Origin of the sequence: Rhizobium cerradonense, assembly GCF_030182455.1 — a bacterium.
In the GTDB taxonomy this organism is placed as follows: domain Bacteria; phylum Pseudomonadota; class Alphaproteobacteria; order Rhizobiales; family Rhizobiaceae; genus Rhizobium.
On record NZ_JAQJCK010000017.1, the window covers coordinates 12,068 to 27,296 of the forward strand.

Genomic DNA, 15,229 nt, shown 5'->3' on the forward strand with positions numbered 1-15,229 from the left:
TGAACTGCGAAGCCGAGCGCTTCGGTGGGTTAGGTGCTCCATGGATGGATTGGTGCTGCCCTCAAGTTGCCTGTGAATGAAGGCAATATGGAATATCGGCATAGACGTATTCTCGGGGGATCGCCGGCTCGATCAGGCCGGACAAGAACCGTTCGATCTTCTTCGGGCTGTTGCTCGCCAGGAGGGTGTAGAAATTCCCGCTGTTCCAGGTGACGTGGCATTGGTGAAAGCAGCGCTTCACAGCGTCCGACATCTGCGCAAGCGTAACCTCGCTCTGGTTCATGACGGTCAGCACGTTCGTCTTCTTTGCCATGATTTCGGTTGGGTCGAAGAAGCGGGCTTTGAAGCCGTGGTCTTTCTGCAATTCGCGGCGCTGATAGTCGTCGATATCGGTGGTTTTGAATTTCTCGACGAAGAGGAAGAGGCCATCATCCTTCAGATGCTGCGAGACAAATTCGATCTGGTCGGGCCGATTTGGCGAATACATCTGGAAGGTCGTGTCTTCGAGAATGATGTCGAAACCGGAAGAGAACCCGGCCAGATCCTGTCGCGAACGGAGGAGATCTCCTGTGAGGTGATGGAATGGGCCGTGAAAAAACGTGGCATGCGGAGGATCGCCGTAGGCCATGAAGCTTCGCAGGTTTTCGACATTTGGGCTGCATGACAGGCTCTCGACATGGCCTTCCGCCAGCTCCGAAACCGTCCGCGCCATCGTACCTTCGGCTGTGCCCAAGGAATATAGACTGATTGGTTCGGGCATGTCCTGAGCATATCGGAGAATCGCGCACCCAAGACGGCATTCCTCCTCAAGCCGATAGGGAATGCTGGCAAGATAATGCTGGTCGAAAGGCCCACGTCGCTGTTCATGCAGGCGGATGAAGCGGTCGAGAAGTGCGTTGTCGCCAAGCAGCCTCCGGTCCACCTGCGGCTGTTTGACAGGACTTCCCGACCGGCCGGCAGCCGTAGCGGCGAAGAAACTGGCAAGTTCGTTCAAACGCGGCGCGCGTTCGCATTCTTCGAAGAAAGAGGAGATGTCCCGCATGTCGTGCTCCATCGGTTCGACACGCATCGATGCTCTTGCTGCGAAAGCTCTAGCTGCTGCTCCACCGAGCAGAACGAGCACCATGCCGCGGCACAGTTGCAGGAAGCCTCCTCTTCAACCGTCACAATCCCGTTATTCTTTCAAAAAACAGTCATAAAATTTTGCGTTGCAGAAGAAAAATGAAAATCCCGCCATGGTTTCGCCTGCTGGTCAGCCGATGCTGAGCCCTGGCGCTCAGTGAGCGAAGCCGAAATTAGTACCCGTCGAAGCGAACGAAGACGAAAACGGGTGGTCAGACATTTCTCTTCCTGAAACGAGCACTGCTCGTATCGCCGGAGCGAGTCCAGAACCACTTAGATAAAGCTAACCGCCGGATACCATTTGTTCCATAACCCGTCTTATGCGTGAATAGCAACTGTAAATTGTTGCGTTGCATGTCATGCAACTGAATTCCGCTCGCTGTACCGGTTCGTCCGTCAGGCATTTGCCGGTTCTCCGGCGGGCATGTACGGGTGTTATCACGCTCCCGATCTTGAGGCATATCAGACCGATGCCTCGAGAGCGAGGAGCAACTCGTCGATGGTTTTTTTCATGCCGCTAGTGAGTTGCCGCCCCTTTTGCCAGAACACCACATAATGATAGACTGCGCCAGGTTCGAAGGGTCGAAACTCCAAGCCAAACTGCCGATATTCCCGGGCGATCAGACTGTTGACGATCGAAATTCCTACGCCGGCCGCGACGAACCCGACGTCATGGCCGTTTGCGTCATACTCCACGGCCAGATCCGGCTCCACGCCGCTATATCGCAAGGCATTGATATTCATCTGGTGGGAGGCAAACTGGGGCTCTATGTCCACCAATGCCTCGCCAGCGATATCCTTTGGCGTGATTATTTCGTTAGCAGCCAGCCGGTGTCCCGACTGAAACAGGCAAACGTTCCTGGCGGTAGCTGCAGGTACCCATTCGAAAGCGCGCTCATCGAGCGGCAGGCGCGAAACGCCAAGATCTGCGCGACCATTCAAGACGTGCTCTGCAATCTGCTGATAGCTCCCCGACTTAATCTGAAACGATAGAGGACTACTCTGGCGAACAGCCCGGATAGCCCGCGGAATAGCGTTCAGGCAGAAAACAACGGGGACTGCCAGGCTCAGGGAGCCCTCCTCCTCGTTGCGCAAGGCGGCGATCGACTTCTCGATCCGGTCGACACTCTGCAGGGCGCTGTCGACACGCCTCAATAGACCCCAGGCACGATCCGTCGCTACCAGTCTATTATTCTCCCGCGCAAACAAGCCAAGGCCGACCTCCCCTTCGAGCTGCCTGATCTGCTGGCTGACGGCCGGCTGTGTGATTTTCAGGTTCTTCGCGGCGAGCCGTTCCGAGCCGGTGCGCAAGACCTCGCGAAAAATCTGTAGCTGTCGAAGCGTCACACCGCATGTGGATTTTGCCAGCATCTTTTCGTCCCTTCGTTTGGCGCCAAAACACCGACTTTCTCAACGACCAAGTTCCAGCGGCAGCACGCGGTATAAGCTGCGCTTATCGGAATTATGAGCACCTTATAGATTGACGACACGCGTTTAAAGTATAAATGTCAAACAGGCTCAATTAATACTTATGATTATAAGTATTTAAAATACTATCTGCGGTAGTATCGAGCGCAGCGTGATTAAATCGCTATATAAGACGACCTTATTTCGGCGCCGCCCCGATGTAAGGAGGAGAGGACCTGCGTGCTCAATTTTGCACTTCAATTCTTCAATGGCCTACAGATCACCGTTGTACTTGCGCTCGCGAGCGGCGTTCTCGGATCTCTTCTTGGTCTACTTGTCGCTATCGTCAAACTGTCGAGGCTGCGCGTCGCAGCCCTCTTCGGCCAGACCTATACGACAATCGTCCGCGGCCTGCCCGAACTGCTCGTCATCCTCGTGATCTATTTTGGCGGGACGGCAGCCATCACCGCGCTGACGGGCCGCTACGTCGAAATCAACGCATTTGCCGCCGGCGTCGCGGCATTGATGATCGTCTTTGGCGCTTATTGCGCGGAGATTTTTCGCGGCGCGATCATCAGTATCCCGCGAGGACAGGCGGAAGCCGCGCGCAGTCTCGGGCTCAAACCATGGCAGATCTGGACCTTCGTGATCCTGCCGCAGATGATGCGCGTCGCCCTGCCCGCTTATGGCAATCTCTGGATTTCACTTGTGAAGGATACCTCCCTCGTCTCGGTCATCGGACTGACCGACATTATGCGCGTGGCCTTTGTCGGCGCGGGATCGATGAGGGCTCCCCTTCCCTTCTACCTTATGGCCTCCGCGCTTTATCTCGCCCTAACCAGCCTTTCGCTCGCGTCGTTTCGCGTGCTGGAGCGACGCATCCAGATTCCTGGGCACTGAGGGAGGTTGAGCATGGACCTCGGTCTGATCGTCGAAAGTATTTCCGTGCTGGTGCACGGTGTTTTCCTCACCCTTTCACTCACGCTTCTGTCGCTCGTGATCAGCTTCTTTCTGTCGGTGCCGCTCAGCCTTCTTCGCGCATCGCTCAACAGAACGCTTTCTGCATCCGTACTGGCATATACGTACGTGTTCCGTGGCACACCATTGCTGGTGCAGCTCTTTCTCGTCTATTACGGCCTCAGCCAGCTATCGATCGTCCGCCAGAGCCTCCTGTGGCCTGTGCTGCGCGAGCCCTTCTGGTGCGCCCTTATCACATTCTCCCTGAACAGCACTGCCTATACGACCGAAGTGTTTAAGGCTGGCATATTGGCTGTGCCGCGCGGCGTTGTCGAAGCCGCAAAGGCCCTCGGCCTGTCTCGGTTCATGCTGATACGGCTGATCATATTCCCATTGGCATTCAGGACGGTACTTCCCTCCTATGCGAACGAGGTCATTGGCTTGGTCAAGGCCAGCTCCTTGGCGAGCACCGTCACGCTCCTGGAGATCACGGGACTGGCGCGCCGGATGGTTTCCGAGACATTCGCTCCCTACGAGGTCTTCCTGGCGGCAGGCCTCCTCTATCTGCTTCTCAACTTCACGGTTTCGATAGTCTTTCGATTCCTAGAAATGCACCTCGCTCGCTCATCCATCAGAGTTTCAAAGAACGGAACCGCTTACCCGGTAACCTCATGGCTCTCGTGCCCGTGGAAGGCGATGAGCAAACGAACCCACACCAACCCATCCACTCACTCATTATAAAAAGGGAAACAGCCAATGTATAAATCCGTTCTCCTGGCATCATTCATCGTTGTCATCGTCAGCCAAATCAGCGCACAGGCCGCAGAACGAAAGCTGCTTACGATTGCGACCGAGGGCGCTTCTCCGCCCTGGGACATGGTCGATCCGGAAGGAAAGCTCGTAGGTTATGACGTCGACGTCGGAAATGAATTGTGCCGGCGTATCGCGGTGGAATGCAAGTTTGTCGCTCAGGACTGGGATGGGATAATCCCGGCGCTGACCGTCGGCAAGTTCGATGCGATCATGTCCGGCATGGCGATCACGGAGAAGCGCAAGAAATCGATCGCCTTTTCGCAGCCCTATGCTGGCGGCTTCAACCAACTCGTTATGCGCAAGGATCTTAAACTCCCGGCAACCGACACCAAGGCCAAGATCAATCTGACAAACATCGGAGGTGCGGAGCAGTCGGTCCTTGAGCAGTTGCAATTGGCGCTTTCCGGCAAGACACTCGGCGTGTTGAGATCTTCGAACTCGGAAGCGGTCCTCAACGAGCTCTTCGGCAAAGTGGCGACGATCCGTAGCTACGACACCCAGGACAATCTCCATCTGGATCTTGCAGCTGGTCGTATCGATGGCGGCCTTGCCGACTATTTCACATGGAAGACCTTTCTTGACGGGAAGGACGGCGAGTCAGCAGCCTTCTACGGTCCTGAATTATCCGGCGGGCTGTGGGGTCCCGGTGTCGGAGTCGGCATTCGCAAGGACGATACTGATCTGCTCGCGAGCTTCGACAAGGCCATCAACGACTGCATCAGCGACGGAACACTGAAGAAGCTCAGCCTGAAGTGGTTCGGGATCGATATCTCTCCGGCCGCTGCGCCATGAGGCGGCTCGATGGCTGAATGATCGAGAACGGCCTGCCAGAATCCAACGCGATGGGCCGGTTATTCCAATACGTGGCTTATTCACAATAAACCTTGCAGGTCGACCAATGTCCTCTTCCTTTACCGTGGCCATGACGGGCCAGTCGCTGATCCATCATGACATCAGAACCTGCTGCGATCCCGGTTTTCTGCAAATCGTCGAGATCCTGAAAAAGGCAGATGTTGCCTTCACCAATTTCGAAGGAACCATTTTAGGGCGGCATGGCGGCTCGCCCATGAAAGGGTCTTACTTCGGATATTCCGATCCCCATGTCCTCGACGCTCTGAAACAAACGGGGTTCAACGCCCTGGCGCTTGCCAACAATCATGCCTTCGATCTTGGTCCACCTGGCATTCTGTCGACGCTTGAGGAGGTTCGTGCTCGCGGCTTCCTCCACGCCGGTATCGGCCTTGACCGCGATCATGCCGTATCGCCGGGCGCAGCCGCTTTCGGCCGCCGACCAATTGCCCTGGTGGCAATGGATGCCGGGCCTGGCCCCCGAACCATGTATGCTGAAAATGCGGGCTACCGCCGTCCGTCCCGACCGGGTGTGAACCAATTGGAGGTGACAAGGATCTTCGAGGCGGATCAGGCCGCGTTCGATATGCTGGAAACGATTCAGGCGACGTTTCAAAGCTCTAAGCTTGAGCGGGCAAACTATGCACAGCCCGACGACCCTCCTATCCTTGACGATGAGAAAGAAATCGACTTTTACGGCACCATCTTCCGGCGCTCCAACGCCAACCGGCGCGTCATCGCGATCGATCCCGACAGCGCTTCGAGTCAGCTGACGGCAATCGCGAGGGCCAGTTCCGTTGGACAATTCGTCATCGCGTATCTCCACCATCATCACTGGGAGCCGAATTGGGGTGATGTTCCTGACTGGGTCAGAGCATTCGCTCATGCCTGTATTGATGCCGGTGCCCGTGCCTTTGTCAGCCACGGGACCCCAGTCCTGCAACCGATCGAGATCTACAAACGCGCCCCGATCTTCTTCGGCCTTGGGAATTTCATCTTTCATACCGAAAAGGGGGAAACCGAATGGAGCTCGCCCGACGTCTGGAAGAGTGTCGTCGCCACATGCGAATTCGATTCGGCGGGGTCCTTGCAGATTGATCTTTTACCCGTGGTACTTGGTGGTGAGGATAGGATCGAAGGGGTCGATTTTCATGAGCGGCACGTGCCCGTGGCTGCTTACGGAAAAACCGGCGAGCAGATCATCGACGACCTAGCCGAACGTTCGTCCGTATTTGGCACGCGGATTGAGCGCAATGGCGTGATTGGCAGAATTCAAATTTCTCGAGGCTAAAACCAACCCAATCTTCAGCGGAATGGCGACCCCATCCCCTACCTTTGAGATGCTTCACAGAGATCGAGGCGAAGCTGTAAACTTTTGAATGTATCTCAATTGAGATACATAAATGGATGGATGCGGAGATCAGGAGCACTGGCAATGCCCGAACACATCCATGCTGCACACTCGCGTCGATGAAAAACTAAAGGCCGACGCTACCGAAACTCTAGCCAATTTCGGCTTGTTCGTTTCGGATGCCGTTCGAATCTTCCTGACCCGTGTCGCCAATGAGGGCGGCTTGCCGGTGGCTTGACTGCCGATCCGGGAGCCAATGACGAATGGTTCCGCGCCAAGGTGCATGAGGCTCTAACCGATACTCGGCCAAGCATACCGCATCGGCAGGTTATGGACGAGGCACAAACATTAATCGACAGGAAGCGTCGTGCCAGAGCTTAAATTGCGTACGGAAGCGACTTCTCTGAAGGATCGGTTCAACCGCCCTCGCCGTTGTTTTCATCTCCTGCGATCGCCCTGATTACGGCCAGTGTCCGCGTCCTGAGCTTTGGCGGCAGGCGAAGCATTTCCTCGACAAAGCGGCGCCCTTCCGCGGTGGCGAGATATGCAATGCGCTCATTTGCGTCGGGAGCGATAGTCACCCCCTCCCCTGATCCCGGTCGCGGCAGCCCGTCGAAAAAACAGCCAACCGGAACGTTAAGTTCGCTTGCAATCTCATAGAGCATCGATGCGCTGATGCGGTTCTTGCCACTCTCGTATTTCTGAACCTGCTGATAGCTCAAGCCGACCTTCTCACCGAGTTCGGTTTGCGACAGGTTGGAATGAATCCGTCTGATGCGAAGCTGCTGTCCTACATGAATATCGACGGGATGCGACGCTTGGTTGCCATTCACTTCAGCTCGAAGCTCCTCTGGCCGTGAGCTGCTCGCAAATCGCTTTGCCAACCGATGATGCATTGCTGTTTATCTCCTTGCCAGAGAGTTTCATGCTTCGGAAGACCGATCACGGGCCGATCCCGGCTACAACCAGTATTAGGCGGTTCTCGTGTTCAGTTGAAGTTAATTAGGGACTCTCAGTCCGTCGATTGTCAAGCCTCCAATATGCATCTGTTGCGCGATGGACGTGCGACGGACCATTGGTTGGAATCTTAGGCGACTTCGAGTGGACAGAGGCCTCTCGCAAGAACGGTTGGCGTTGGAAGCCGAAATCGATCGCTCTTACGTTGGGCGTGTCGAGAGAGGCAGAGAAAACGTCACTGTTTCGACGTTGGAAGCCTTCGCAAGAGTCTTATCCGTGAATGTTTCTGAGCTCTTTGCGGAAATTGATCCGAATGATGCTCGACCATCGTCTCTTCGGTCGGGTCGGAAGCGAAGGGCCACGTGATTTATCCGAATCTCAGCTCTGCTGCGTTTTACCAGGGCTATTTCATGTCAAATGGGAAGGGAATAAGTGTTACGAGAACGCCCACTCAGGATCGTTCTCGTTGACGGCGCCTTCATTATAACGAGCCTTGAGATTGGCCCATAAGGGATCGCCAACGAAACTTTCGAGCGTCCCGCAAGCCTCGTCAAGCGAAAGGCTACCATATTTCCTCAGTGCAGCCTGGATATTTCCTGGCCCCAGCAAATTGAGTTCGCAGAAGGGCTCGGCATTATCCAACAGTACGCGATGTCCCCAGATGCCGGGCATTCGGTCGGCAGCAATCACGGCGCATAGCTCGTGGTCACCGTTCATAGCGAGTGCACGGCACACGGCATAGCGCATAAGGGGGTAGTAGACGGTGTGTCGGCTGCCGCCGAGTACACGCACGCCCGGCAATATCGCCGTAACGATGAACATCAAAAGAAGATTCGGGATGATCTTGCGCTCCTGCAGCGCAGCGATGATCGCATCCGCTGCGAATTCAAGCGAAAAAGCCTCCGCTCCTCTTGCTTCAAGCCGGGAACCTGCCACCCGCAGCGGAAAGAGATGGCCGCGATCGCTGCCCCAGAACAAGTCGGTGGTATTCTTTAACCAGTCTTGCCAGGGGCCCTCAGCAAGGACCTCCACGGAGGCAAGCAGAACTTGCACGAAGCGGCGATCTCCAAACAGGTTTCGGGCCAGCCAGGAGGTGCCATCCTGAAGATGTTCGACCACAAGATCGGCCACATCGTCATCATCGATCTGCAGGAAGTCGATATCTGCATCAAAGTATTGCTTCCAAAGGAAGGCATTGGCCTGCTTGATCGCGAGCGCGGCGGACGAGAACTCATGTTGCGGGAGTATCGACCGCAGCCGCTCGACAAGCTCTCCATCGCCATCGGTGCGATCAAAGTTTTTAAGGATGAAGCGATAGGGGCCGTTTTGCGCGAGAATGCTGTAGGGAATCATCTGACTCCGACTCAATCCGAAGAGGTTGATCGCCTCGCCGCCGAGTTTCAGCCAACCGGGTCCTTTTCGACCGCGTTCAACGAATTTGACTGTCGATACGGCATAGGAGACGTAAGCCGAACGACGATGCGCCTTTAGACCCATCAGGCTGAAGAGATGCGTGTAATAGGCGTCCGGCTCGATCAGCAAATGCAGGTGCGGGCCGGATTGCATGACAGGGGCATTGCCGATTTCCACGGCGATGGAACGGGCCCGGCGATCCGAAAATCCCCAATTCCCGGCCGCCCTGAGGATACATCGCTGGAGAAGCTCCACGGCGTGGCACCGGACATCGGAACTGCTTGCATGCGGTTCGGCGTCGAACACAGTTCGAGCATAGTCCGCCAGACTTTGTTGTCGGAACTCGGCGATCCACGGAAACAGGGCACCGATTAATTCCAATACGGCGTGCTTGTTAAGCTGTGGGGCGATATCATTTATTGGTCCAGGCATGACGGCTATAGCGCGACGATCAGGATGAGAGGCGGGCGACAATCTGGATGAGATTCTTACGTCGCGGTCGGGCTGAAGTTATCATGCTGATTGTCGCTGGCAAGGCCTTCGTCGTGTTCTGATTGCCGCTCCGCGACAAACTGGGCTGTGTTTCTGATTGTCGCGAAGGATGCTGGCCGTCCTCTTTGGCGCTTTTCCTCGAGCGCCGTTCGCCGCCTGTAGCTTTCGACATTCATCTCGAAGATCGTTGCATGATGAACGAGGCGGTCGACGGCTGCGAGCGTCATGGCGGGATCGGGGAAGACCCGGTTCCATTCTCCAAATGGCTGGTTTGCGGTGATCATGATCGAACGATGCTCGTACCGAGCAGAGATCAATTCGAAGAGCACGCTCGTTTCGGCCTGATCCTTGGTGACATAGGCCAGGTCGTCGAGGATGAGCAGATCGAACTTGTCAAGCTTTGCGATGGCGGCTTCGAGCTGGAGTTCGCGGCGCGCGACCTGAAGCTTTTGGACGAGGTCGGTCGTGCGGGTGAACAGCACCCGCCAGCCGTTCTCGATAAGCGCGAGGCCGATGGCTGCGGCGAGATGGCTCTTTCCGCCGCCCGGCGGTCCGAAGAGCAAGATATTGGCGCCTTTGGCGAGCCAACTGTCGCCGGCGGCGATGGCCATGACCTGGGCCTTTGAGACCATGGGCACGGCGTCGAAGGCGAAGCTGTCGAGCGTTTTTCCAGGTGGCAGGTGAGCCTCGGCGAGATGTCTTTCTATCCTGCGATGGGCGCGCTCGGCCAGTTCATGCTCGGCGATGGCCGACAGGAAGCGCGCGGCTGGCCATCCCTCCCGATCAGCCTGTTCGGCAAATTGCGGCCAGAGCGTTTTGATCGTCGGCAGGCGGAGTTCGTTGAGCATGATGCCGAGCCGGGCTTCGTCGATGGTGTGGACGGTCTTCATGCGGCTTCTCCTGCACTGGCCGTGCCGATCAGGGCTTCATAGCCGTTGAGTGATGCGAGTTGCACATGAACGGTCGGCAACTGGGCCTGGTCCGGGGCGAAGAGCGCTCTCAGGGCGCTTAGGTCAGGCAGGTCGCCGGCTGCGAGCGTTCGGGCCAGTTCCTCGGCCAGTTCGCGCTCGCAGCCGCGATCATGGGCCAGCGCCAGCAACTCGACGGTGATCTTGCAGGCCTGCTTGTCGGGAAGATGCTCGATGAGAGCCTCAAAGGCCCTGCGATATTCCTGGCGCGGGAAGAGCTTGTCGCGATAAACGAGACCCCGAAGCGCCATCGGCTTTTTGCGCAGGGAATGAATGACGTGATGGTAATTGACGACCTGGTCGTGCCGGCCGTCTGCATGGCCACGCCCTCGAGGCAATGTTATCAGATGCGTGCCGCCGATAAAGACGTCGAGGCGATCATCGAACAGCCGCACCCGCAGCCGGTGTCCGATCAGGCGGGAGGGCACGGTGTAGAAGACCTTGCGCAGAGTGAAGCCGCCGGTGCGCGACACCGTGACGATGACCTCTTCGAAGTCTGTGGTGCGGGTATCGGGAAGTGCCTGCAAGTAGGCGCGCTCGGCATCGATACGCTTGCCATGCGCGGCATTGCGGCGGCTGACGATCTCATCAATGAAGGCGCGGTAGGAGCCGAGATCGTCGAAGTCCCTGGTGCCGCGCATCAGCAAAGCATCGCGGACCGCATTCTTGAGATGGCCATGGGAGCTTTCGATCGAGCCGTTCTCGTGCGCGACGCCCTTGTTGTTGCGCGTCGGCGTCATGCGGTAATGGGCGCACAGCTCCTCGTAGCGATGAGTAAGATCGACCTTGGCGTCGGCATTGAGGTTGCGGAAGGCGGCCGACAGGCTGTCGCTGCGATGGTAGAGCGGTGCACCGCCCACCGACCACAAGGCATTCTGTAGCCCCTCGGCCAGAGCGACGAAGCTTTCGCCGCCAAGAATGACGTGCGCGTGTTCGAAGCCCGACCACACAAGCCGGAAGTGATAAAGGAGATGGTCGAGCGGCTGACCGGCGATCGTCACGCCGAGACTGCTCGTATCTGTAAAATCCGACAAGCCGAGGCGGCCGGGTTCGTGCGTCTGGCGGAAGATCACCTCCTGTGCCTCACCGTGAACGGCCCGCCATGACCGGATGCGCCGTTCGAGCGTGCGGCGAATACCTTCGGGCAGTTCCGGATGACGCCGCAGCATCTCATTGTAAACGGCGACCGCACGGATGCCGGGGGCAGCCTTGAGAAGCGGAACAACCTCGGTGTCAAAGATGTGCTCAAGAGGATCAGGGCGACGTCGGTCGCGCGGCGGCTTGTTCTGGGATGGGAGACGCGCTTCCTTCTCGATGCGGTAAGCTGTCGCCCGGCTGATCGACGCCCTGGCGGCGGCGACCTCAATGGAGTTGTTTTGTCGGTACTTCATAAAAAGCCTCGTCTGATGATCGGTTACATGGCGACCCGGCACAAAGGTGATTCTCCATTCCAGAAAACCACCAAAGTATCGGGCCGACCGCGATCATGAGACGCTGAAAAAATTGCGCCGCGGCGGGGGTGTAACTCCGGTCGGGCTACGCCCTCCCTTCGTCACACCCCCGCCGCCGAGTCTCATCCTGATTGACGCTGAGTCTCATCTTGATTGTCGCCGCGCAGACGGCAGTCCCCGACGTGATGAGGTTCTTGATTTCGCGAAGGTCAGTGCATAGCCGGCGGCAACACAGGCGATCATTCCGCTTCCAAAAGCAAGGAACGCTGCCGACGGACCGAGCGCGTCCCCGGCACCGGCGAGACCTGCATAGAGAATGAGGCTGAAGCCCATGCAGGCAGCATGCATCCAACCCTTTGCTCGTCCCAGCTTCGCGCCTGATACGAGCCTCTGTATCTCGACATCAATCAGCACCCGCGACAAGTTATAGCCAGCGCCGAGAATCGCCATCAATGCGTAGGCAACGCCGAGATTCCGCGTTGGATAGAAGACTGCCATGGCGGAGCCACACAAAAGGACGATGATCGGGATAAAGCGGCCATCGGCTTTGCTGAATCGCCTGAGCGTCAAGATAAGCATGCTGATGATCGCACCGGCGGCCCAGCAGAATTCCAGCGTGCCGAACTCCAGGGAAGTCCCTTGCAGCTCCTGGAGCACGAACTTCGATATGAGCGCGCTGATCAGCATGCCCATGGCGTAGATCAATACATAGCTGACAATCAGAAGCGGCGGCAGGCGGCTTGTGCCCTCGCCTTCGCACGCCTTCAATGACGCTTGCACAGGACGGCGATAGTCAACCGGAAGCGTTCGGATGTGGTCCGCGCTACGGGGCATGCTTAGCATCGAAATCGCAAACGTGACAGCGGCTAAGAGGAAGCACGACGCCCAAGGCGCGGCACTGAGAAGCCAACCGGCCGCGATCGCTGCCAGCATGTTGCCCGCCTGCATGGCGACGTACGCCAGTGAATTGAGGGCTACTAGGCGCTCTAGCCGCGTAATAGAAGGCACGATTGCCGAAGAGGCCGCTAGATACAGGCGATCGGCCATTGCATAGAAAATCACCGAACCGCACAGCGCGTAGTAGGAACTGTACAGGATGAGCGCAGCAGATGTCGTCAGCACGACCACGATCCTGCTCACATCGGCTACCGTACAGAGCATCCGGCGATCGAAGCGGTCGACGAGATATCCAGCCGGCGCGCTCGCCAAAAACTCGGAGATGCTGCCCAGGGCTAGGAACAGGGCAATGAAGCCGGCATTGTTGTCTGACGCCGCAAGTATCCAGATTGTCCCGACATAGTAGGCATTGCGCCCAGTTGCCGCAAAGAAGACGCTTAGGAGAAAGAAGCACCGCACTGATCGCAATCTGCTTTGATCCGGTGCAATATCGGCATCTTTGTTCATATACCCACCAAAATAGAGACGCAGCGCTGCGTTGCGGTGAGGCTAACGAATGATCGGAGATCCCGCTTTCAAAATCCCGTTGTAATCTGCTCGGGCGGTCGGGGGGGCTTATGCCTTCCAATCTGCTCTATATCGCTTTGGCGTGCTACCGATCACGCGACGGAAAGCAGCCGCAAAATGGCTGGGGCTTGAGAACCCGCATGCATAGGCGATCTCGGTTATCTGCCGGTCCGAATAGCGGAGCATTTCGCTCGCGCGCTCGACTCGTCTTCGGATGATGAATGCGTGCGGCGGCAAGCCGGTCGAATGCCGAAACGCTTTCGACATGTAATGCTCGCTCAAGCCCGCTTCGTGAGCAAGTTCAGTCAGACTCAAAGATCCGTCCAATGAAGCGTCAATTTTGTCGATCAGGCGCTTCAGGACCGCTGGCGAAAGGCCGCCTTTGAGATACTGTCGCCTATGGCCCGAAAGACGGAATAGTCGCCCAAAAATGGTACTCGCATGGTTCTCGACCATCATATTAGCCAAGGGATCCCCCTGGCCTATCTCCGAGCAGATGCTGCGGGCGGCGTATTGAATCAACGGATCTTCAAAACCGATCGTTGGCGCCAGCCGGTCAAGATCAGTTCCGGGTACATTCTCGAAACGATCTTGGATAAATTTCTTGCCAATGGTGATGAACACGTAGGCCGCTGTCGCATCGCCATCGTCCCAGCCGCTCCAGCTATGGTCTGCCGGAACAAATGACAGCGATCCGGCCGGTCTTTGCTTAAATTCGACCCTGCGGCCATCCAGATAATCTTCACCCTCTTTCGCAACGCCCAGGATGTTCAAGAGGATCGCATGATTGTCGGCGGAAATGTTCGTTTCCTGTCGCCCAATGCCGGTCCTGCGGACGACGTCGGCCCGCACTGATCGCCAGCATCCATGGTCATGTGAAAATGCGGAATGTTCTGCGCGCCTGACTGCACGAGGGTCGAACTCCACAGAACCAATCATCCACAATTCCCTTCTATCGACTAGCTGGCGAACGCCGAGTCAAATCGGCGCTATCGGCCGCTACAGCAAGATTGAAGGGAGTTGCCCCTACGGGCCTAGTGACGTCGAAAACATAGGCGCCGGCACTTGGCAAATTGTTCGGCATATCCCGAGACCCTGGACCGAACAGGGCTGCATATCTATCGTGGCCCAACCCATCTGGACCATTGACAGCGGTAATATCAATGATGCGCAGACCATACCGTTCCGCTGCGGCCTTCACGCCAGGACTGTCGACATTTAGGCGGCCAATGCGCCCGCGCTCTCCACCCAGTATGCTTGAAATGGCAAGTGCCTTGTCGTTCTTCGATACGAAAATGGTGATGGGTATTTTCATGTGCCCGACGGCCTCGATCTGCGAGCGGAACAGGTCGTCATCGATATCCGGCGCGGCGAGCACCACCATCAACCTGTTGAGAACGTCTTCGCGTCCCTCAAGTTTGAGCTGTCTCAGCGTTTCCATTATGAGAAACGCTCCGACACTATGACCGAACAAGACAATCCTTTTCGCAGAGGAGGCGCCAGCTATCGAAGTGACAAGCCAGGACAGATCGTCTCGCGAAGAAAGGGCCGCATCCCTATCTGCCAGATATCCTGCCATGCGTCCCTCGGATGGCCAGGAGAAAAGTATAGGATGTCCGCCGAAAGGAGCATCGGCTGCGATCTGAGCCAACCGATAAAGACTTTCCTGGTAGGTGTAGTTATAGCCATGAACAAAAATGCCTACCGTTCCATCGTCCGACGGAATTGCCGCCTCCTGGACAAAACTTCGCTTCTCCAGTGTCTTGCGAACAGTTATCGCCATCGACCTGTTTGGATCTGCGGCTGCGACGGGATATTCGATCTGCGAGCGCTTATGATTGGGAGGGATCGACAATTGAAACAGCTCAAATGTCAATTTTTCACCGCGTTCACTGGAATAGCCGCTGCCTTCTCTCGTTCGGTTCGTGGCAGCGAGCAGTGTGATCTGATGTAAACCAGCCTCCTTTTTGATCGGCTGCAATACG

16 protein-coding genes are annotated in these 15,229 nt (G+C 56.7%); 7 read left to right on the forward strand and 9 right to left on the reverse strand.

Annotated elements, in window-relative coordinates; translation table 11 throughout:
• Positions 1-61: 61 nt before the first annotated feature.
• Together PH547_RS27060 and PH547_RS27065 are read right to left on the reverse strand one after the other, a co-directional pair.
• A complete protein-coding gene (locus PH547_RS27060) occupies positions 62-1,042 on the reverse strand; it encodes a class I SAM-dependent methyltransferase (protein ID WP_112411211.1) in 981 nt (326 codons plus the stop codon).
• Positions 1,043-1,584: 542 nt separating this feature from the next.
• Positions 1,585-2,493 (reverse strand): LysR family transcriptional regulator, encoded by a 909-nt coding sequence (locus tag PH547_RS27065; RefSeq protein ID WP_112400420.1) that lies wholly within the window; start codon positions 2,491-2,493, stop codon positions 1,585-1,587.
• 276 nt (positions 2,494-2,769) lie between these two features.
• Here PH547_RS27065 and PH547_RS27070 point away from each other — a divergent pair, with 276 nt between their 5' ends.
• From PH547_RS27070 to PH547_RS33975, 6 genes are all read left to right on the forward strand, one after another.
• The gene (locus PH547_RS27070; RefSeq protein ID WP_112400421.1) at positions 2,770-3,429 is read left to right on the forward strand and encodes an ABC transporter permease; all 660 of its coding nucleotides are present in this window, start codon (positions 2,770-2,772) and stop codon (positions 3,427-3,429) included.
• Positions 3,430-3,441: 12 nt separating this feature from the next.
• A complete protein-coding gene (locus PH547_RS27075; protein ID WP_112400422.1) occupies positions 3,442-4,227 on the forward strand; it encodes an ABC transporter permease in 786 nt (261 codons plus the stop codon).
• Positions 4,228-4,242: 15 nt separating this feature from the next.
• On the forward strand, positions 4,243-5,091 hold the full coding sequence (locus PH547_RS27080) for a transporter substrate-binding domain-containing protein (protein WP_112400423.1): 849 nt from the start codon (positions 4,243-4,245) through the stop codon (positions 5,089-5,091).
• Positions 5,092-5,197: 106 nt separating this feature from the next.
• Positions 5,198-6,439 (forward strand): CapA family protein, encoded by a 1,242-nt coding sequence (locus tag PH547_RS27085; RefSeq protein WP_112400424.1) that lies wholly within the window; start codon positions 5,198-5,200, stop codon positions 6,437-6,439.
• 160 nt (positions 6,440-6,599) lie between these two features.
• Positions 6,600-6,737 (forward strand): type II toxin-antitoxin system RelB/DinJ family antitoxin, encoded by a 138-nt coding sequence (locus PH547_RS33970; RefSeq protein ID WP_483315584.1) that lies wholly within the window; start codon positions 6,600-6,602, stop codon positions 6,735-6,737.
• 41 nt (positions 6,738-6,778) lie between these two features.
• Positions 6,779-6,880 carry a hypothetical protein gene (locus PH547_RS33975; protein ID WP_483315585.1) on the forward strand — a complete coding sequence of 34 codons (102 nt, stop codon included), beginning with the start codon at positions 6,779-6,781 and terminating at the stop codon, positions 6,878-6,880.
• A gap of 35 nt (positions 6,881-6,915) precedes the next feature.
• Here the strand turns inward: PH547_RS33975 and PH547_RS27095 are convergent, their stop codons facing one another.
• On the reverse strand, positions 6,916-7,395 hold the full coding sequence (locus tag PH547_RS27095) for a helix-turn-helix domain-containing protein (RefSeq protein WP_112400425.1): 480 nt from the start codon (positions 7,393-7,395) through the stop codon (positions 6,916-6,918).
• Between the two features lie 160 nt (positions 7,396-7,555).
• Between PH547_RS27095 and PH547_RS27100 the strand changes: the two genes are divergently transcribed.
• Positions 7,556-7,822, forward strand: a complete 267-nt coding sequence (locus PH547_RS27100; RefSeq protein ID WP_112400426.1) for a helix-turn-helix domain-containing protein — start codon at positions 7,556-7,558, stop codon at positions 7,820-7,822.
• A gap of 69 nt (positions 7,823-7,891) precedes the next feature.
• Here the strand turns inward: PH547_RS27100 and PH547_RS27105 are convergent, their stop codons facing one another.
• The 6 genes from PH547_RS27105 to PH547_RS27130 form a co-directional block, all read right to left on the reverse strand.
• Positions 7,892-9,343, reverse strand: coding sequence for a hypothetical protein (locus tag PH547_RS27105; RefSeq protein ID WP_285169938.1), 1,452 nt, complete (start codon positions 9,341-9,343; stop codon positions 7,892-7,894).
• A gap of 14 nt (positions 9,344-9,357) precedes the next feature.
• On the reverse strand, positions 9,358-10,251 hold the full coding sequence (gene istB, locus PH547_RS27110; protein ID WP_112400428.1) for an IS21-like element helper ATPase IstB: 894 nt from the start codon (positions 10,249-10,251) through the stop codon (positions 9,358-9,360).
• Positions 10,248-11,762 (reverse strand): IS21 family transposase, encoded by a 1,515-nt coding sequence (gene istA / locus PH547_RS27115; protein WP_112400429.1) that lies wholly within the window; start codon positions 11,760-11,762, stop codon positions 10,248-10,250. Before istA ends, istB begins: the two co-directional genes overlap by 4 nt.
• A 162-nt stretch (positions 11,763-11,924) precedes the next feature.
• On the reverse strand, positions 11,925-13,184 hold the full coding sequence (locus tag PH547_RS27120) for an MFS transporter (protein WP_112400430.1): 1,260 nt from the start codon (positions 13,182-13,184) through the stop codon (positions 11,925-11,927).
• Between the two features lie 108 nt (positions 13,185-13,292).
• Positions 13,293-14,183, reverse strand: a complete 891-nt coding sequence (locus PH547_RS27125) for a helix-turn-helix domain-containing protein (RefSeq protein WP_112400431.1) — start codon at positions 14,181-14,183, stop codon at positions 13,293-13,295.
• A 13-nt stretch (positions 14,184-14,196) separates the two neighbouring features.
• Positions 14,197-15,225: an alpha/beta hydrolase gene (locus PH547_RS27130; RefSeq protein ID WP_112400432.1), complete on the reverse strand. Its 1,029-nt coding sequence runs from the start codon at positions 15,223-15,225 to the stop codon at positions 14,197-14,199.
• Between the last annotated feature and the right edge of the window lie 4 nt (positions 15,226-15,229).